The organism is Actinomadura chibensis NBRC 106107, assembly GCF_001552135.1.
GTDB classification, from domain to species: domain Bacteria; phylum Actinomycetota; class Actinomycetes; order Streptosporangiales; family Streptosporangiaceae; genus Spirillospora; species Spirillospora chibensis.
In genome coordinates this window covers 26,260-43,151 of sequence record NZ_BCQP01000073.1, presented here as the reverse complement: position 1 = coordinate 43,151, position 16,892 = coordinate 26,260, and the positions used below count along the sequence as shown (strand labels likewise).

19 protein-coding genes are annotated in these 16,892 nt (G+C 74.3%); 9 read left to right on the top strand and 10 right to left on the bottom strand.

Features of this window, described 5'->3' with window-relative positions:
• Nucleotides 1-27: 27 nt before the first annotated feature.
• Nucleotides 28-492 (top strand): DUF2550 domain-containing protein, encoded by a 465-nt coding sequence (locus ACH01S_RS36490; RefSeq protein ID WP_067903172.1) that lies wholly within the window; start codon nucleotides 28-30, stop codon nucleotides 490-492.
• 153 nt (nucleotides 493-645) lie between these two features.
• Nucleotides 646-2,169 (top strand): M20/M25/M40 family metallo-hydrolase, encoded by a 1,524-nt coding sequence (locus tag ACH01S_RS36485; protein ID WP_067903168.1) that lies wholly within the window; start codon nucleotides 646-648, stop codon nucleotides 2,167-2,169.
• On the opposite strand, the gene ACH01S_RS36480 is transcribed toward ACH01S_RS36485, so the two are convergent.
• Nucleotides 2,166-3,101, bottom strand: coding sequence for a DUF4097 family beta strand repeat-containing protein (locus tag ACH01S_RS36480; RefSeq protein ID WP_067903165.1), 936 nt, complete (start codon nucleotides 3,099-3,101; stop codon nucleotides 2,166-2,168). The two genes, ACH01S_RS36485 and ACH01S_RS36480, sit on opposite strands and share 4 nt — an antisense overlap.
• A 130-nt stretch (nucleotides 3,102-3,231) precedes the next feature.
• The gene (locus ACH01S_RS36475; RefSeq protein ID WP_067903256.1) at nucleotides 3,232-3,858 is read right to left on the bottom strand and encodes a cob(I)yrinic acid a,c-diamide adenosyltransferase; all 627 of its coding nucleotides are present in this window, start codon (nucleotides 3,856-3,858) and stop codon (nucleotides 3,232-3,234) included.
• A 70-nt stretch (nucleotides 3,859-3,928) separates the two neighbouring features.
• Between ACH01S_RS36475 and ACH01S_RS36470 the strand changes: the two genes are divergently transcribed.
• Nucleotides 3,929-5,521 carry a GMC family oxidoreductase gene (locus ACH01S_RS36470; RefSeq protein ID WP_067903154.1) on the top strand — a complete coding sequence of 531 codons (1,593 nt, stop codon included), beginning with the start codon at nucleotides 3,929-3,931 and terminating at the stop codon, nucleotides 5,519-5,521.
• Between the two features lie 359 nt (nucleotides 5,522-5,880).
• On the opposite strand, the gene ACH01S_RS36465 is transcribed toward ACH01S_RS36470, so the two are convergent.
• The 7 genes from ACH01S_RS36465 to nucS all read right to left on the bottom strand — a co-directional run bounded on the left by ACH01S_RS36465 (nucleotide 5,881) and on the right by nucS (nucleotide 11,340).
• Nucleotides 5,881-6,528: a helix-hairpin-helix domain-containing protein gene (locus tag ACH01S_RS36465; RefSeq protein ID WP_174564939.1), complete on the bottom strand. Its 648-nt coding sequence runs from the start codon at nucleotides 6,526-6,528 to the stop codon at nucleotides 5,881-5,883.
• 68 nt (nucleotides 6,529-6,596) lie between these two features.
• A complete protein-coding gene (locus ACH01S_RS36460) occupies nucleotides 6,597-7,082 on the bottom strand; it encodes a GNAT family N-acetyltransferase (protein ID WP_067903147.1) in 486 nt (161 codons plus the stop codon).
• A gap of 10 nt (nucleotides 7,083-7,092) precedes the next feature.
• A complete protein-coding gene (locus ACH01S_RS36455) occupies nucleotides 7,093-8,592 on the bottom strand; it encodes an aldehyde dehydrogenase family protein (RefSeq protein WP_067903144.1) in 1,500 nt (499 codons plus the stop codon).
• Nucleotides 8,593-8,669: 77 nt separating this feature from the next.
• Nucleotides 8,670-9,458, bottom strand: coding sequence for a site-2 protease family protein (locus ACH01S_RS36450; protein WP_067903141.1), 789 nt, complete (start codon nucleotides 9,456-9,458; stop codon nucleotides 8,670-8,672).
• 108 nt (nucleotides 9,459-9,566) lie between these two features.
• Complete coding sequence (locus ACH01S_RS36445) at nucleotides 9,567-10,151, bottom strand: TetR/AcrR family transcriptional regulator (RefSeq protein ID WP_067903139.1); 585 nt, start codon at nucleotides 10,149-10,151, stop codon at nucleotides 9,567-9,569.
• A gap of 49 nt (nucleotides 10,152-10,200) precedes the next feature.
• Nucleotides 10,201-10,608 carry a DUF3224 domain-containing protein gene (locus tag ACH01S_RS36440; protein ID WP_067903136.1) on the bottom strand — a complete coding sequence of 136 codons (408 nt, stop codon included), beginning with the start codon at nucleotides 10,606-10,608 and terminating at the stop codon, nucleotides 10,201-10,203.
• Nucleotides 10,609-10,659: 51 nt separating this feature from the next.
• Nucleotides 10,660-11,340 carry an endonuclease NucS gene (gene nucS, locus ACH01S_RS36435; protein ID WP_067903252.1) on the bottom strand — a complete coding sequence of 227 codons (681 nt, stop codon included), beginning with the start codon at nucleotides 11,338-11,340 and terminating at the stop codon, nucleotides 10,660-10,662.
• 166 nt (nucleotides 11,341-11,506) lie between these two features.
• Here nucS and ACH01S_RS36430 point away from each other — a divergent pair, with 166 nt between their 5' ends.
• Together ACH01S_RS36430 and ACH01S_RS36425 are read left to right on the top strand one after the other, a co-directional pair.
• Nucleotides 11,507-11,680: a hypothetical protein gene (locus tag ACH01S_RS36430; protein WP_157406353.1), complete on the top strand. Its 174-nt coding sequence runs from the start codon at nucleotides 11,507-11,509 to the stop codon at nucleotides 11,678-11,680.
• A gap of 168 nt (nucleotides 11,681-11,848) precedes the next feature.
• Nucleotides 11,849-12,235 (top strand): SCO5389 family protein, encoded by a 387-nt coding sequence (locus tag ACH01S_RS36425; protein WP_067903130.1) that lies wholly within the window; start codon nucleotides 11,849-11,851, stop codon nucleotides 12,233-12,235.
• A 48-nt stretch (nucleotides 12,236-12,283) separates the two neighbouring features.
• Here the strand turns inward: ACH01S_RS36425 and ACH01S_RS36420 are convergent, their stop codons facing one another.
• The gene (locus ACH01S_RS36420; protein WP_067903128.1) at nucleotides 12,284-13,270 is read right to left on the bottom strand and encodes an LLM class flavin-dependent oxidoreductase; all 987 of its coding nucleotides are present in this window, start codon (nucleotides 13,268-13,270) and stop codon (nucleotides 12,284-12,286) included.
• 56 nt (nucleotides 13,271-13,326) lie between these two features.
• Between ACH01S_RS36420 and ACH01S_RS36415 the strand changes: the two genes are divergently transcribed.
• The 4 genes from ACH01S_RS36415 (at nucleotide 13,327) to ACH01S_RS36400 (ending at nucleotide 16,883) form a co-directional block, all read left to right on the top strand.
• Nucleotides 13,327-14,901: a 3-hydroxyacyl-CoA dehydrogenase family protein gene (locus ACH01S_RS36415; RefSeq protein WP_067903123.1), complete on the top strand. Its 1,575-nt coding sequence runs from the start codon at nucleotides 13,327-13,329 to the stop codon at nucleotides 14,899-14,901.
• A 52-nt stretch (nucleotides 14,902-14,953) separates the two neighbouring features.
• Entirely contained in the window at nucleotides 14,954-15,268 is a 315-nt protein-coding gene (locus tag ACH01S_RS36410; protein WP_067903120.1) for an Rv1322 family protein, read from the top strand.
• A 36-nt stretch (nucleotides 15,269-15,304) separates the two neighbouring features.
• Entirely contained in the window at nucleotides 15,305-16,027 is a 723-nt protein-coding gene (locus ACH01S_RS36405) for an alpha/beta hydrolase (protein ID WP_067903116.1), read from the top strand.
• A gap of 64 nt (nucleotides 16,028-16,091) precedes the next feature.
• On the top strand, nucleotides 16,092-16,883 hold the full coding sequence (locus ACH01S_RS36400; RefSeq protein WP_067903113.1) for an alpha/beta fold hydrolase: 792 nt from the start codon (nucleotides 16,092-16,094) through the stop codon (nucleotides 16,881-16,883).
• Nucleotides 16,884-16,892 lie beyond the last annotated feature (9 nt).

Sequence of the window (16,892 nt, the reverse complement as noted above, 5' to 3'; positions counted from 1 at the left end):
GCGGCGGCACGACGGACGGCGGGGGATTTGGGCGAACACCTGGCACTCGACGCGGGCGGGGTGCTCGCCGCGGTCGTCCTGCTGGCCGCGCTGCTGTTCGTGTCGATGGCGGTGCGCCGCCGGCTGTTCACCCGCGGCGGCGGCGCCGTGGAGTGCTCCCTCCGGGAGCTGTCCCTGGAGGGCGGAGCCCCCGGAGTGTGGCGGCTCGGCATCGGTCGCTACAAGGGCGACGTGCTGCATTGGCACCGCGTGTTCGGATTCCGGACGAGGCCCCGGCAGGTGATCCACCGCCGGGGCCTCGTCGTGTCCAACCGGCGCGACCCGGACCCGGAGGAGGCGGCGGGCCTGCCGCCGGACGTCAGCGTGATCGAGGTCAGGAACGGCGACCTGGTCGTGGAGCTGGCGATGGGCGCGGCGGCGCTGACCGGGTTCCTCGCGTGGCTGGAGGCGGCGCCGCCCGGCCTGCCGGTGGAGCTGCACCCGCCGGAGTGACGCGGGCCGGGAGACGCGGGCGGGCGGCCGCGTCAGGAAGCGGTAAGGCGGCGGTATCGAAACGGCGTGGACGCCGTGCCGCCGCTTGAGGAGATGGGCCCTGACCAGCAGGATCGCTGCTGCCCAGCTCCGTCTCCGACCGCAGGAGTGCATGTGCGCAAGCTGCTCACCGGCGCCGTCGTGGCGTTGCCCGCCGCCGTTCTGCCCGCCGCCCTCGTCCCGGCGGCGTCGCCCGCGTCCGGCGCCGCGCCGGCGCGTCCCGACCTCGCGGCGCTGGTCACGGTCAAGGACGCCGAGGTGCACCTGCGCGCGTTCCAGGAGATCGCCGACTACAACGGCGGGAACCGCGCGGCCGGGACCCCCGGCTACGACGTGTCGGTGAACTACGTGGCCGGACGGCTCCGCAAGGCGGGCCTGACGCCGACGATCCAGAGGTTCTCCTACCCGTACTGGGCGGAGCGGTCGGACCCGGTGCTGGCGCGGACGGCGCCGTCCAGGGCGTCCTACCGGGTGGGCGACGACTTCGTGACGCTCGCGTACTCGGGCGCCGGGGACGTGACCGCGCCGGTGGCGGCCGTCGACCTCCCGGCGCGCGGGGAGGGGACGAGCGGCTGCGAGCAGGACGACTTCCGGGGCTTCCGCAAGGGGTCGATCGCGCTCGTCCAGCGCGGGACGTGCACGTTCGAGACGAAGGCGGACCGGGCGCGGGCGGCGGGCGCGTCCGCCGTCGTGGTGTTCAACGGGCCGGGCGAGCGGGGGCCGGTGCGGGGGACGGTGAACCGGCCGGCGGCGATCCCGGTGGTCGGCCCGAGCCACGCGGTCGGCGTCGCGCTGGCGCGGGCGGCGGCGCGCGGCGGGCTGAGGCTGCGCGTGCGGACCGACGCCGTCCAGGGCAGGCGGACGACGTCGAACGTGATCGCCGACACCGAGCAGGGCCGCCAGGACAACGTGGTGCTGCTCGGCGCGCACCTCGACAGCGTCCCGGCCGGGCCGGGGATCAACGACAACGGCACCGGCGCGGCGGCGCTGCTCGCCGTCGCCGCCAAGATCGAGAAGCTGGGCGAGAGCGGCCTGCGCAACCGGGTCAGGTTCGCGTTCTGGGGCGCCGAGGAGGAGGGCCTGCGCGGCTCGACCCACTACGTGGCGTCGCTGCCGGCGTCCCGCCGCCGCCACATCGCGCTGAATCTGAACTTCGACATGCTCGGCTCGCCGAACGGGGTGCGCGGCGTGTACGACGGGGACGGCTCGACGCGCACCGGCGGCCGCGCGCCCGCCGGGTCGGGCGCCATCGAGCGGATGTTCCGGCAGTACTTCGCCGGGCGCCGCCTCCCGACCGCCGAGAGCGAGTTCAACGGACGGTCCGACTACGGCCCGTTCATCGAGCACGGCATCCCGTCCGGCGGCATCGACACCGGCGCGGACGGGGTGAAGACGGCGGCGGAGGCGAAGGCGTTCGGCGGCCGGGCGGGCCGGGCCTACGACCCGTGCTACCACGCCAAGTGCGACCGGCTGCGGAACGTCGACTCCAAGCTGTTCGACACGGCCCTGGACGGCGTCGCGTACGTCACCCAGCACCTGGCCCGCACGACCGTCGCCGTCAACGGCGGCGCCCGGCTGGGCGCCGCCCGCACGCCGTCGTCCGGCCTGGAGCGGCGCGGCCCCTACCTGGTCCGCTAGGCGGGCGCGACGGTCAGCGCGCCGTCGCCGCTGCGCAGCTGGATGGTGCGCGTGGACCGCGAGTCCTGGTGGACGGCCGGGTCGATCCGCTCGGGCCCGTTGCCGCTGGTCAGCGTGATCGCATAGCCCTCGCCGCGCGGCACCCGGACGCGCACCGGCCCGTTCCCGCTGGTCGCGCGGACGTCCGTGGGCGCGGCGGCGAACCGCAGGTCGATCGGCCCGTCGCTGGTCCGGGCGGTGATCCGGTCGGTGGTGAGGCCGCGCGCGTCGATGCCGCCGTTGGAGGTGCGGACGTCGGCGACGGTCACCCGCCCGGCGATGCTGATGCGCCCGTCGCTGGTCCGCGCGGTCAGCGTGTCGGCGATGAGGCCGGTCGCGGTGATGCGGCCGTTGTCGCTCTGCAGGTCGGCGGTCCCGGTGCGGCCGGAGACCTCGATGGAGCCGTCGTCGGAGCTGAGGTTCACCGACGTCGCGCGCAGGTCGGTGACCTTGAGCGCGCCGTTGTCGGTGTGCAGCTTGACCGTCCCGCCGAGGCCGGACGCGACGATCCTGCCGTCGTCGTTGTCGACCTCCACGGGCGTTCCGCGCGGCACCTGGATCCGGTAGGAGACGCCGCAGCCGGTGCCGCTGAGCCCGACGACGACCTTCGCGCACTTGGACGTCAGCGCCAGCGTCCCGCCCTCCGTCACATGGCGCGGCTCCGGCTTGTTCTTGTCGTTCGACCAGGTCAGCCGCTCCCGCACCTTGATCCCCGGCGAGTCGGATCCGGTGATCTCCACCCGGCTGCCGTTCGACCGGATCTTCAGGGCGGTGACGCCGGCGGGCGCGCTGTAGGTGCGGTCCTCCTGGTGCGCGCCGTAGCTGAGGTTGCCGCAGCCGACCAGCGCCGCCGCGGCCGCCGTCAGCACGGCGGTGAACGTCAGGGTCCTCACGTGGTCACTCCCCGTTGTAGCAGTGCGCCCTCAGGGAACCAGCCTGCACCGCGGGGGGATGCCGTCACCAGGAGGCGAACCGGTCATCCGGGGGTAGGGCTAACCCCACCCCCGGGGCGGCAGCGCGGCGTCAGCGTTCGCCGCCGGGCTTCCACAGGACGTCGCCGTGCTCGGCGTTCGCCACCCGGCACAGGATGAACAGCAGGTCGGACAGGCGGTTGAGGTAGCGGGCGGTGAGCGGGTTCATACCGCCGGCGGGGGCGTCCGGGTCGTCCGCGGCGGCGGCGCCGTGCGCCTCGATCGCCGCCCAGGCGGAGCGTTCGGCGCGGCGGCAGACCGTCCGGGCGACGTGCAGCAGCGCGGCGCCGGGCGTCCCGCCGGGGAGGATGAAGCTGCGCAGCGTCGGCAGCGCCGCGTTGTGCTCGTCGCACGCCGCCTCCAGCCGCTCGACGTAGGACGGCTCGACCCGCAGCGGCGGGTACTGCGGATCGGGGACGACCGGGGCGCACAGGTCGGCGCCCACGTCGAAGAGGTCGTTCTGGACGCGCGCCAGCACCGCCGCGACGTCCGCCGGGAGCGCGCCGAGGGCGATCGCCGCGCCGATCGCGGCGTTGGCCTCCTCGACGTCGGCGTAGGCGGCGAGCCGCGGATCGGTCTTGCGGGTCCGGGACGCGTCGCCGAGCGCGGTGGTGCCGTCGTCGCCGGTCCGGGTGTAGATCTGCGAGAGCACGACGGGGGTGTCCCTGTTCTTCGCCATGGCGATCACACTAGCGCCGGGCGCTGAAGCCCGTTCGGTAGGGTTTCCGGAAATACTCCCGGAGGGCGCCGTGTACGACTACATCATCGTGGGAGCGGGCAGCGCGGGCTGCGTCCTCGCCGCCCGGCTGACCGAGGACCCGTCCGCGAAGGTCCTGCTGCTGGAGGCGGGCCCGCCGGACGACGCCCCCGAGATCCACATCCCGGCGGCGGTGGCCGCGCTGATCAAGGGCCCGTACGACTGGGACTACGCGACCGTCCCGCAGGAGCACGCCGCCGGGCGCAGCGTGTACTGGCCGCGCGGGCGGACGCTCGGCGGCAGCTCGTCCACCAACGCGATGATCTACATCCGGGGCGCCCGGTACGACTACGACACCTGGCGCGACTCGCACGGCTGCGCGGGCTGGGGCTATGAGGACCTGCTGCCCTACTTCCGCCGCGCCGAGGACCAGCAGCGCGGCGACATCCCCTACCACGGCGTCGGCGGCCCGCTCCGCGTCGAGGACCCGCGCTACCGGCACCCGCTGACCCGCGCGTGGGTGCGGTCGGCGAAGGCGTACGGCCTCGCCGCGAACTCCGACTTCAACGGCGCCGAGCAGGACGGCGTCGGCTTCTACCAGGTCACCCACCGGCGGGGGCGGCGCTGGTCGACCGCCGCCGGGTACCTGCACCCGATCGAGCACCGGCCGAACCTCACCGTCGTCACCGACGCGCTCGCCACCCGCGTCGTGATCGAGGGCGGCCGCGCGGTCGGCGTCCGGTACGAGGCGCGCGGCGAGACGATGTCGGCCCGCGCGGGCACCGAGGTGATCCTGTCCGGCGGCGCGGTGAACAGCCCGCAGCTCCTCATGCTCTCCGGCGTCGGCCCCGCCGACCACCTGCGCTCGCTCGGCATCGAGGTCGTCGTCGACTCCCCGGTCGGGCAGGGGCTCCAGGACCACCCGTTCGTGAACGTCATGTTCGCCACGCCCCGCAGCAAGGCCCTCTGGGAGCTGGCCAACGCGCGGACGTTCGCGCTGTACCAGGCGCTCGGACGCGGGCCCTACGCGTCCAACGTCGCCGAGGCGGGCGGGTTCGTCCGGACGGTCGAGGGCCTCCCCGCGCCCGACCTCCAGTACCACGTGCTGCCGACGCCGTTCGTCGACCAGGGGCTCACCGAGTCGTCCGAGCGGGTGCTGTCGGTCCTGGTCACGGCGGTCGCGGTCGCCAGCCGGGGCGCGCTCACGCTGCGCTCGGCCAGCCCGTACGCCAAGCCGCTGATCGACCCGGCCTACCTCGCCGACAAGGCCGACCTGGACATCCTCGTCGCCGGGGTCCGGCAGGCCAGGGAGATCGCCGCGACCGGCCCGCTGGCCGCGCTGACCGGCGGCGAGTGGGCGCCGGGGGAGCAGGTCGACGACGACGAGGCGCTGGTCGCCTACGTCCGCCGCGAGTGCGCCACGCTGTTCCACCCGACGAGCACCTGCGCGATGGGCGGGGACGGCGCCGTCTGCGACCCGGAGCTGCGCGTCCGCGGCGTCGAGGGGCTGCGGGTGGTGGACGCGTCGGTCATGCCGTCCGTCCCGCGCGGCAACACCAACGCGCCGACGATCGCGATCGCCGAGCGCGCCGCCGACCTGATCCGCGGCCGCGCCCCGCTGAAGCCCGCCAACGCGGACAGGTGAACGTCCCCGGAAACGAGTGACGCCCCCGTCCTGGAGGACGGGGGCGCCTGGTCGGCACAGGGCGGCGGGGTCACCGCTTCAGCGCCTTCGCGATGCGGACGCGGCGCGCCTGCTTCGCCTCCTTCCGCAGCACCTGTACTCGGTCCTTGATGATGACGTTGCTGAACTCCGGGCGGATCATCTGCTTCTCCTCGTCGCCGCCGGGCCCTCGTGGCCCGACATGTACAAGGTTCGTCCTAAGGCCCCGCCCCCCACATCGGGACGACGCCTTATCTCAGCGCCTTAGCCCGCCTTAGACGGAGGCGTGGCGTCCTAGGCGGACCGGCCCGCGTCCTAGGCGGGCGGGGCGGGCGCCGTCCTCAGTCCGGGAGGAACACCGCGTGCTTCTTGAGGACGGGGGTGAGGTGCGGGGGCAGGTCGGCGAGCATCGCGAGCTCCTCGGCCGAGGTGAAGCCGCCCGTCTCCCGCCGGAGCCGCACGATGCGCCTGACGTGCTCCTGCGTCAGACCGGGGACGGTCCTGAGCGCGGGCGCGGGTGCGTGGTTGACGTCGACCACGCCGCCGTCGTCGAAGGACCGTTCCAGGTCGGGCCGGCCGATCCCGAGCTCCACCGCCAGCTCGGGAGTCGCGCGGGCGATCTCGACCGCGCGGGCGCGCAGCCGGCGGCGGCGCTCCGCCTCCTGGACGGCGTGTTCGAGGGTGCCGGGGAGGGCGGGCTCGGGGAACACGCGCGCCTTGAGGGCGAACGCCTGGATCGTGGCGGCCGGGCCCGACAGGAGCAGCGCCAGGATGAACCCGCCGTCGGCCATAAAACTGGTCTCGTCGACGGGCAGGAGCATGGACGCGACGAGGACGAAGTAGAAGACGACCGTCGCCCAGACCCACGCGGATCTCGTGCGTAGCGCCGCGTAACCCATCGTGACGGGCGTGGCCAGCCCCAGGGTGATGGTCGGACTGAGCGCCCACGCGTAGCCGACCACTCTGCGCACGGCACGGTCTTCCGCCATGAACCACCCCTGATCGATGACCATGGTACGCGCGCCGCCGTCGATCCGGCGGCCGTGCCCGCCCGCGTTCAGGGGACCTCGACGAAGCCGAGGTCGCGGTAGAGGCGGCGGGCGCGGTGGTTGCGGCGGGTCACCGCGAGGGTGAGCGTGTCGTGGCCCTGTTCGGCGAGGGCGTGCATGACGGCCTGGACCAGCGCCCGCCCGAGCCCGTGCCCGGCGTGGGAATGGGCGACGAACAGGAACGCCAGGAGCGGGACGTCGCGGTAGAGGGTGACGAGGGCGCCCGCGACGGGACGCCCGCCGTCCCCGGCGACGAAGGACGCGGCGGGCAGGAACGTGCCGTACGCGCCGTCCAGGGTGAGCCGCACCTCGCGCGCCGCGCCGAGGAGGCTGCCGACGTCGGGCTCGTCGGGGGTGCCGCGGTAGGCGTCCCACATCGGGGCGGCGAGCGCGGGGAGGTCGCCGCCCGCGAGCGGCCGGACGCCGGGCGCGGGCGGCGGCGGCGTGCCGAGCGCCGCCTGGAGGCGGCTGCGCACGGGCGTCCCGGAGGTCATGGCGGCGGGGTCAGCGCTTGTAGCGGCGGCCGTGGATCATGCTGATCATGCCGAGCACGCGGGCCATCTCCTTCTCGCTCCGGCCGAACGAGGTGAGGTTCATGGTCGCGAACCGCTGCCGCGTGATCGCCTTCGGCCGGGTGAACTCGCGCAGCCCGTCCGCGCCGTGGATGCGGCCGAAGCCGGACTCGCCGACCCCGCCGAACGGCAGCGCGGCGACCTGCGCGAACGCGGCGAACGCGTTGATCGACGTCATGCCGGAGCGCATCCGGCGGGCGACGTCCATGGCGCGGGAGCGGTCGCCGGAGAAGATCGTCCCGGCGAGGCCGTAGCTGGTGCGGTTGGCCTTCTCGACGGCCTCGTCCAGGTCCTTGACGCGGTGGACGGTGATCGTCGGGCCGAACGTCTCCTCGCACACGGCGGACGCGTCGTCCGGCACGTTCGTCAGGACGACCGGCTCCACGTACGGCTTGCGCACCGACTCCGCGCCGCCGACGACGGCCTTGCCGCCCTTGGCGAGGGCGTCCTTGATGTGGCGTTCGATGACGTCGAGCTGGCCGGGCATCGTGATCGGGCCGTAGGCGGCCTCGCGGTCGAAGCCGGGCCGCAGCCCGGCGGCCTTCTCGGTGAGCTTGCCGAGGAACTTGTCGTAGGCGTCGTCCACGACGTAGATGCGCTCGACGCCGATGCACGTCTGGCCCGCGTTGGACATGGCGCCCCACAGCGCGGCGTCGGCGGCCGCGTCGAGGTCGGCGTCGGAGTCGACGATGCAGGCGTCCTTGCCGCCGCACTCGGCGACGAGCGGGGTGAGGTTCTCCGCGCACGCGGCCATCACGCGCTTCGCGGTGCGGGCCGAGCCGGTGAAGGCGAGCTTGCCGAGGCCGGGCGCGGCGGCGAGCGCCGCGCCGGTCTCGCCGAACCCGGTGACCGTCTGCAGGACGGGGTGCTCGGGCACGACCGCCGCGACCAGCTCCGCGAGGTACTCGCCGACGCCGGGCGTGAACTCCGACGGCTTGAACACGACGGTGTTCCCGGCGGCGAGCGCGTAGGCGATCGACCCCATCGGCGTGAAGACCGGGTAGTTCCACGGGCCGATCACGCCGACGACGCCGACCGGCTGGTACTCCAGCACGCACTTCTGGTTGATCGCCATGATGCCCGGGTAGACGCTGCGCGGCCCGAGGACCTTGCGCGCGTTGCGGGCGGCCCAGTCCAGGTGGGTGATCGCCATGATCGTCTCAAGCTGGGCGTCCTGCACCGGCTTGCCCGTCTCCTGGTGGACGAGCTCGGCCATCCGGCTCAGGTTGCGGGTCAGCGACCCCTTGACGTTCAGCAGCCGGAGCCTGCGCTCCTTCCACCCGAGGGCGCGCCACCAGCCCGCCGCCTCCCGGGCGCGCTCGACCGCCGCCGCCACGGCGGCCGCGTCATGGACGGGGTGCTCGGCGATGACCTCGCCGGTGGCCGGGTTCAGCGACCCGAACGTCTCGGTGTTCTCCGTGGCCACGGACATGCGGGACCTCCCGGGAGGAGCCTGGCGTAAGTGACTGCTTGCGGCGGGGTACTGGCTAGTAAACCACCCTATGCCGCTCAGTTGTTCCACCACCGGAACAGGGAATGCCCGACCTGGATCGGCAGCTCGTCGAGGCCCAGCGCGCCCGTGATGTGGTAGATGAAGGAGAAGAACGCCTCGTTGATCGGTCCGAGCCAGAGCAGCGCGATCAGGATGAGGAACGCGTAGCCGCCGACGGACGCGGCCTGGTCGGCCCAGCGGCGCGGCAGGTACGGCTCGATGATCCCGAAGCCGTCCAGGCCGGGGATCGGGAGCAGGTTCAGCACGGCGGCCGTGACCTGGAGGAACGCCAGGAACGCCACGCCCAGCCAGAAGATCCCGTGGTCCTGGTGCGCGTAGTTCTCATACAGCGCCGCGAGGACGATCGCGAACAGCACGTTCGACAGCGGCCCCGCCGCCGAGATCAGGCTGTGCCGGATCCGGCCGGGGATGACGTGCCGGTCGATCCAGACCGCGCCGCCCGGCAGGCCGATCCCGCCGAGCATGATGAACACGACCGGGATCAGGAAGCTCAGCACCGCGTCGGAGTACTTCAGCGGGTTCAGCGTCAGGTAGCCCTTCGCGACGACGCTGCGGTCGCCCGACCGGTACGCCATGTACGCGTGCCCGAACTCGTGCAGGCACAGCGACAGCATCCACGCCGCGAGGACGAACCCGAACAGCGCGATCCGCGCCTGCTTGGACGGGTTCTCCCCGTACCGCCACGCCATCAGCCCGAACAGGACCGTCGCCGCCACGATCACGAGGAAGACCGGGCTCGGCCGGACCGCCGCTCCGCCGCGCGTCCCGCGCGCAGTACCCGTCATCGTCTCCGGCCCCTCATCGTCTCCGGCCCCTCTCGCCACGCCGCCCGCGCGGGAGCGCCGTCCCGCCTGATCCTCGCCGCCATTCCGGAAGCTACCGTCTCCCCGGAGTCATGGCGCCGCGATGACCGGAACGACATAGGTGCGCAGGAAGCGGCGCAGCCCGTCGTCGTCGCGGCCCCGGTCCATGACGATCAGCGAGGTGATGACGCGGAAGAGGAACTCGACCGTCCCCTCCACGTCGATGTCGGGGCGCAGCGTCCGCTGCCGCTGCGCCCGCTCGAAGTGCGGCCGGACGTAGTCGCAACAAAGCGCGAGCACGTGCTCCGACGCCCCGGCCACGGCCGCCTGCATGTGCCCCGCCGCCTCCGGGACGAGGAAGTGCGCGACCGCCGGCACCTCCCGGACGTACCGGACGGCGTCCAGCGTGCCCTCCACGATCGCGTCCGGCACCGCCCGCTCCCGGCGCAGCCGCTCGGCGAGCCGGTCGAGGAACCGGCGCAGGTCGCGCATGACCACCGCGAGGATCAGCTCCTCGCGGCCGCCGGTGACGCTGCGGTACACGGTCGCGCGGGACAGCTTCGCGGCGGCGGCGATGTCCTCCACGGTGGTCTTGGCCACGCCGCGGCGGCCGAAGCAGTCCGCGGCCGCGTCGATGATCCGCTCGCGTGTCGCGTCGGTGGTGGCGGGGGGCATGCCGCTACGTTACCGGCCGTCGCCTCGTCCGATGTCCGACGTGTCGTGCCTAGTCCAGGGTGTACTCCAGAGTCCACGTGTGCGCGCCGTCGGCGCCGACGGTGATCTGGCCGACGCCGCGGATGCCCGCGAGCTCCCCGCCGCCGGACGTCGGGACGATCAGCCAGCGCAGCCACTGGGTGTCCGGCGTGCCGTCCTCGCTGCCCGCGCTGTGCTGCAGGACGAACGTCCCCTCCCGGCCGTGCAGGATGCCCTCGACGTGCTCGACCCCCACGTAGGCGACGGGCCCGGCGGCGGACTCCACGGTGATCAGTTCGCTGCTGCTCGTCCCCACGAGGTCGCCGTGGAACGTCTTGCCGACGTGGACCCGGGTCAGCTTGGCGCCGCCCCGCTCGTCGAAGGGCTTCCCGGCGTCCCACGCGTCTATCTCGAAACTGCCGCTGGCTTGGAAGGTCATGGGGAAATCCTGGCCCAGGAGGACGACCTCCCGGAACCCCCGCGACGGGTGTCAGAAGAGGGTTCCCTCGTGCTCGATGCCGCGCAGCGCGTCGTAGTCGAGGGTGACGCAGTCGATGCCGCGGTCGGCGGCGAGGACGCGCGCCTGCGGCCTGATCTCCTGCGCCGCGAAGACCCCGCGGACGGGCGCGAGGTGCGGGTCGCGGTTCAGCAGCTCCAGGTAGCGGGTGAGCTGCTCGACGCCGTCGATCTCGCCGCGCCGCTTGATCTCGATGGCGACGGTGGCGCTCGCGGCGTCCCGGCACAGGATGTCGACGGGGCCGATCGCGGTGGGGAACTCGCGGCGGATCATCGTCCAGCCGTCGCCGAGGGTGGTGATGTGCTCGGCCAGCAGCTCCTGGAGGTGCGCCTCGACGCCGTCCTTGCGCAGGCCGGGGTCGACGCCCAGCTCGTGGCTGGTGTCGTGCAGGACCTCCTGGATCGTGAGGATGAGCCGTTCGCCGGACTTGCCGTGGGTGACCGTCCAGCGGGCGACGGCGCCGTCCTCCTCCAACGGCTCCTCGCGCAGCGAGCAGGGCGGGTTCATCCAGTTCAGCGGCTTGTAGGCGCGGTCGTCGGCATGGACGCTGACGCTCCCGTCCGACTTGATGAGGATCAGCCGGGGGGCCATCGGGAGGTGGGCGGTGAGCTTGCCGGCGTAGTCGACGCTGCAGCGGGCGATAACGAGACGCACGCCGACCAACCCTAGTGCGGCCGACCGGCTAAGACGTCCGGGTGCCCGATATAAGGCGTCATGCCGATGTGGGGGAGGGGGCCTTAGGACGAGTCTCTTGGATGTCGGGCCATGCGGTTTGGCCCGGTGGGGGGATCTGGGAGGAACCGTGTACCACCACGACATCATGCGATCGATCAGCCGCGAGCGCGCCCGCGACCTGCGGGCCGAGGCCCGGGCCGCGCGCGACGCGCGGCTGGCGCGGCGGGCCCGCGAGTACTGGGCGGAGCTCGCCGAGCGGACCGCCCGGCCGCCGCGCCGGCGCCGCGCCGCCGGCCGGGACGCCGCGACCGCCCGCTGAGCCGCCCCCGGCCCGTCCGGGGGCGGCCGGGGGCCGAGAAGCGCCCACTCTGGCGGCGGGGCCAGAACCGGGGCACCTAGCGGAATGAAAACCTTTGTCAAGCCTGGAAATCTCCGGGGGCCGTGGTTAGCGTCGAGGGCATCCAGCGTCAGCGAAAGGACTCCCGCAATGTCTCTTGACGTGACCCCGGAACTCCTGGAGGCGGCGAAGCAGGGCGAGGTCGACGACGCGGCGTTCGTCGAGTGCGTGCGGACGTCCCTGCCCTACGCGTGGGACATGATCAGCGGCCTGGTGGCCCGGCTGCACGTGGACGGCGGCGAGTTCGCCGACAACACGACGCCGCCGCCGGACGAGCAGGCCCGCGGCCAACTGCTCAGGGTGCTCGCGAGCGACGCCATGCGCGGCGCGCTGGAGCGCTGGTTCGGCGTGCGGCTGGCCTTCCAGAACTGCCACCGCGTCGCCGTCTTCCCCGACGGCGCGTCCGACACCTACCGCGCGTTCGTGACCGCCCGCGAGCAGATCCTCAACCAGTCCCCGGAGTTGCGCGACTGCTGACCCGCCGTCGCCCGGGGGGCGCGGCGCGCTTCGGCGCGCCGCGCCCTTTCACGCGAGGGCGGCCCGGACCTTCGGCAGGACGTCCGCGCCGAGCCGGGCGATGTTGTCCAGCGTGGCGCCGCGCGACCCGGCGCCCTCGACCAGCAGGATCAGCCGCCGGACGCCGGTGCGCTCGGCGGCCGTGACGAGCGACTCGACGCAGTCGTCCGGCGAGCCGACCGGATGCAGGTCGCACATGCGGCGCGTGTAGCCGACGGGGTCGCGCGGCGGGCGCGGACGGTCGTCGACGGCGACGTAGCCGTCCAGGCCGGGGCCGAGCCAGCGCGGCATCTCCGCCATCAGCGTGCGCACGGCCCGCTCGCGCGTGTCCGCGACCTGGGCGACGTGCGCGGAGACGTGCGGGAGGTCCGGCAGCCCGTGCCGGGCGACGGCGGCGGCCTTCTCCTCCGGCCCGACGTGCATGCCGAGGAGCATCGGCAGCCCGCGCTCGGCGGCCAGCCGCTCCGTCGCGGGCGACGTGCACGCGACCGTCACCGGCGGCGGGACGGCGGCGCGCGGCACGACCGGCACCTCCCGGAACCGGAACTCTTCGCCGGACCAGGCGAGCCGGTCCGACCGCAGCCACGCCAGCAGCAGGTCGAGCGACTCGGCGAAGCCGCGCTCGTAGCGGGGCAGGCCGGTGCCGAACACCTCCAGCTCGCGCCAGGGGCCGCCGCGCCCGACCCCGAGCTGGAACCGGCCGCCGGACAGCAGCGACAGCATCGCCGCCTGCTCGGCCACCGCCACCGGGTGCTGGCTGGACAGGACGCTCACCGCCGTCCCGACCCCGACCCGCGCGGTGACGCCGAGCAGGTGCCCGGCGAGGACGGTCGCCGACGGCACCACCCCGTACGACATGAAATGGTGCTCGGCCAGCCAGACGTCGTCGAACCCGGCGCGCTCGGCGGCGACGGCGGCCTCGACGGTGCGGGCCAGGGCGGCGGCGTCGTCCTGACCGGGGAAACGGGCGGCGAGAAGGAAGATTCCGAGGCGCACGCTCCCCGTCCTACCCGGGATCGAGGGCGCGCCGCCGCTCTGCGAGACTGCCCTCCATGACCGAGAGTTCGTTCAGCAGGGTCGGGGTAGTCGGACTGGGGACGATGGGCGCGGGCATCGCCGAGGTGCTGGCCCGCGGCGGGCTCGCCGTCGTCGGCGTCGAGGTGGACCAGGACGCGCTGGACCGCGGCCGCGGCCACCTGGAGGTCTCCACCGGACGCGCGGTCAGGCGCGGGCGGCTCACCGAGGAGGCGCAGCGCGAGATCCTCGGCCGGACCGTCCTTTCCGTCGACTTCGCCGAGCTGGGCGACTGCGACCTCGTGATCGAGGCCGTCCCGGAGCGGCTCGACCTGAAGCGCCGCGTGTTCGCCGAGCTGGACCGCGTGTGCCGGGACGACGCCGTCCTCGCCACCAACACCTCGTCGCTCTCGGTCACCGACATCGCGGTGAGCACCGGCCGTCCCACCAAGATCGTCGGGGTGCACTTCTTCAACCCGGCGCCGGTGATGAAGCTGGTCGAGGTCATCCGGACCGTGCTCACCGAGCCGGACGCCGTCGCCCGCGTCGCCGGGCTCGTCGAGGCGCTCGGCAAGACGCCCGTGACGGTCGGCGACCGCGCCGGGTTCGTCGCGAACCGGCTGCTGTTCGGCTACCTGAACCAGGCCGTGGCCATGCTGGAGTCCGGGCACGCGACCCGCGACGACATCGACGCCGCGATGACGGCCGGGGCCGGGCTGCCGATGGGCCCGTTCACCCTCATGGACCTGATCGGCCTCGACACCTGCCAGGGCGTGCTCGACGCGATCCACGCCGAGACCCGGGAGCGGCGGCACGCCGCGTCCCCGCTGCTCCGCGAGCTCGTCACGGCCGGGCTGCTGGGCCGCAAGACCGGGCGCGGCTTCTACCCGCACGACGGCACGGCGGCCGACGCGCCCGCGGCGCCGTCCGGGCCGCCGCCGGTCGTCGGCGTCGTCGGCGTCGGCCCGCTCGCGGACGCCGTCGCCGCGCTGTGCGAGCGCGCGGGCGCGCCCGTCCGCGACTCCGCCGCCGACCTCGCGAGCTGCGAGCTCATCGTGGAGGCCGCCGAGGACGCCGAGGCGGGCCGCGCGCTGCTGTCCGCCGCCGCGCGGGCCGCGAAGCCGGGCACGCCGCTCGCCGTCACCTCCACCGGCGGCTCGGTGATCGGGCAGGCGATGGCGGTCGGCCGTCCCGCCGACGTCGTCGGGCTGAGCCTGCCCGACCCGGCGGGGACGCTCGCCGAGATCGCCGTCACCGTCGCCACCGCCCCCGACGTCGCCGACCGGGCGCTGGACGCCGTCCGCCGCCTCGGGCTCACCGCCGTCCGCTGCCGCGACCGCGCCGGGTTCATCGTCGACGCGCTCCGCTTCCCCTACCTGAACGACGCCGCCGCCATGCTCGGCGCCGGATACGCCGACGCCGACTCGATCGACGCGGCGATGACGCTCGGCTGCGGCTACCCGTCCGGCCCGATCGCCGACCTGGACCGCCTCGGCCTCGACCGCGCCGTCACCGTCCTGACCGCCCTCCACACCGAAACCCGCGACCCGTCCCTGGCCCCCGACCCCCTCCTCACCGAACACGCGACCGCAGCCAAGCGGTTGCGCGCTTAGCCCAGGGAGACGACCCCCTGGAACCCCCGTCACGGGCCCATATCCTGGAGGCATGAGCCCCCGCAAGAACCGCCGTGCCGAGTCCGGGCCTTCGCGTGCGGGCGGTGGTGGGGCGTGGGCTCAGGAGACCGAGGACGCGCCGGACGGGGAGTGGGTCGTCCGGTCCGTCTCCGGGTCCGGCGCGGTGAAGGCGTACCGGTGCCCGGGCTGCGACCAGGAGATCCCGCCCGGCGTCGCGCACGTCGTCGCCTGGCGGACCGACGACCGCGGCGGCGATGACCGGCGGCACTGGCACCGCCCCTGCTGGCGGGCCCGCGCCCGGCGCTCGCCGCGCGTCCTGCGCGGCCGGAACGCCCCCCGCTACTGAGCAACCCCCGCGAGCACCCCCGAGGTAAGGAGACCCATGCCGGAGATCAGGGCGGCGACGGTGCTGCCGGCGCGGCGCGAGGAGATCACGCTGCACACCTCCGACGGGCTGGAGCTCGTCGGCGAGCTGGCGCTGCCGCCGGACCGGCCGCCGGCCGCGACGCTCGTCTGCCTGCACCCGCTGCCCACCGCCGAGGGCATGATGGACAGCCACGTCCTGCGCAAGGCGTCCTACCGGCTGCCCGCGCTCGCCGGGCTCGCGGTGCTGCGGTTCAACACGCGCGGGACGACGTCGGCGCGCGGCACCAGCCAGGGCGAGTTCGGCGAGGGCGAGACCGAGCGGTTCGACGTGGCCGCCGCGCTGGAGTACACCGAGTACCACGACCTGCCGCGCCCGTGGCTGCTCGGCTGGTCGTTCGGCACCGAGCTGGCGCTGAAGTGGGGGCGCGACCCGCTGGTGGAGGGCGCGATCCTGCTGTCCCCGCCGCTGCACCGCGCCACCGACGCCGACCTGGACGCGTGGGCCGCCGACGGGCGCCCGGTCCTCGCGCTCGTCCCCGAGTTCGACGACTACCTGCGGCCGGACGAGGCGCGGGAGCGGTTCAAGCGCGTCCCGCAGGCCGAGGTGGTCGCGGTGCCGAACGCCAAGCACCTGTGGGTCGGCGAGCCGTACGTCCGGACCGTCCTGAACGAGATCGTGAAGCGGGTCGCGCCGGACGCGGCCCCGCTCCCCACCGAATGGGACGAAACGGCCGGATAGTCCCACGCGGCCGGTGGCGGCCACCCGCGTCACGCCCGCCCCGGGAGCGGGTACCGATGTGCCTATGACCGTGCGGCTGTACGCGAGGGACATCGGCTCCGGCACGGCGATCGTCCTACTGCACGCGTTCCCGCTCTCCTCGGCGATGTTCCTCGCCCAGCGCGAGGGCCTCGCCCGGCGGTTCCGGGTCGTCACCCCCGACCTGCGCGGCTTCGGCGGCTCCGAGCTGGGCGACGACGAGCCGTCGGTGGACGCGATGGCCGACGACGTCGCGCGGCTGTGCGGGCGGCTCGGCGTCGGGCGGGCGGTGGTCGGCGGGCTGTCCATGGGCGGTCAGGTGGCGCTGGCGCTGTGCCGCCGGCACCCGGACCTCGTCCTCGGGCTGGTGCTCGCTGCCACCCGCGCCGCCGCCGACACCGAGCCGGTCCGCGCGACCCGGCTGCGCCAGGCCGACCTTCTGGAACGTGACGGATCGACCCGCGTCCTGCTGGACGAGGTGCTCCCCACCCTCGTCGGGCCGACCACCCTCCGGCAGCGCGCCCTCGTGTACGGGCGGGTGCGCGGGCTCGTCCAGGCGACGCCGCCGCGGGCCGCCGCGTGGGCGCAGCGCGCCATGGCCGCACGCCCCGACGCGTCCGGGACGCTCCGCGCGCTGCGCGTGCCCGCCCTCGTCATGGTCGGGGACGAGGACGCCCTCGCCACCGAGGCCGAGGCCCGCGCCATGGCGGACGAAACGCCGAACGCCGAACTGCTGGTCGTCCCGCGCGCCGGGCACCTGTGCGCGGTCGAGCAGCCGGACCTGTTCAACCAGGCCGTCGCCGAGTTCGCCGCCGCCCTGGCCCGGACGTCCCGCTGAGCGTGCCCG

Coding starts and splice junctions, on each gene's coding strand:
- ACH01S_RS36475 (WP_067903256.1), bottom strand. CDS start 3,858: ATGGCGAAGAACAGGGACACCCCCGTCGTGCTCTCGCAGATCTACACC.
- ACH01S_RS36465 (WP_174564939.1), bottom strand. CDS start 6,528: ATGGCGGAAGACCGTGCCGTGCGCAGAGTGGTCGGCTACGCGTGGGCG.
- ACH01S_RS36460 (WP_067903147.1), bottom strand. CDS start 7,082: ATGACCTCCGGGACGCCCGTGCGCAGCCGCCTCCAGGCGGCGCTCGGC.
- ACH01S_RS36455 (WP_067903144.1), bottom strand. CDS start 8,592: ATGTCCGTGGCCACGGAGAACACCGAGACGTTCGGGTCGCTGAACCCG.
- ACH01S_RS36450 (WP_067903141.1), bottom strand. CDS start 9,458: ATGACGGGTACTGCGCGCGGGACGCGCGGCGGAGCGGCGGTCCGGCCG.
- ACH01S_RS36445 (WP_067903139.1), bottom strand. CDS start 10,151: ATGCCCCCCGCCACCACCGACGCGACACGCGAGCGGATCATCGACGCG.
- ACH01S_RS36440 (WP_067903136.1), bottom strand. CDS start 10,608: ATGACCTTCCAAGCCAGCGGCAGTTTCGAGATAGACGCGTGGGACGCC.
- ACH01S_RS36430 (WP_157406353.1), top strand. CDS start 11,507: ATGCGATCGATCAGCCGCGAGCGCGCCCGCGACCTGCGGGCCGAGGCC.
- ACH01S_RS36425 (WP_067903130.1), top strand. CDS start 11,849: ATGTCTCTTGACGTGACCCCGGAACTCCTGGAGGCGGCGAAGCAGGGC.
- ACH01S_RS36415 (WP_067903123.1), top strand. CDS start 13,327: ATGACCGAGAGTTCGTTCAGCAGGGTCGGGGTAGTCGGACTGGGGACG.
- ACH01S_RS36410 (WP_067903120.1), top strand. CDS start 14,954: ATGAGCCCCCGCAAGAACCGCCGTGCCGAGTCCGGGCCTTCGCGTGCG.
- ACH01S_RS36405 (WP_067903116.1), top strand. CDS start 15,305: ATGCCGGAGATCAGGGCGGCGACGGTGCTGCCGGCGCGGCGCGAGGAG.
- ACH01S_RS36400 (WP_067903113.1), top strand. CDS start 16,092: ATGACCGTGCGGCTGTACGCGAGGGACATCGGCTCCGGCACGGCGATC.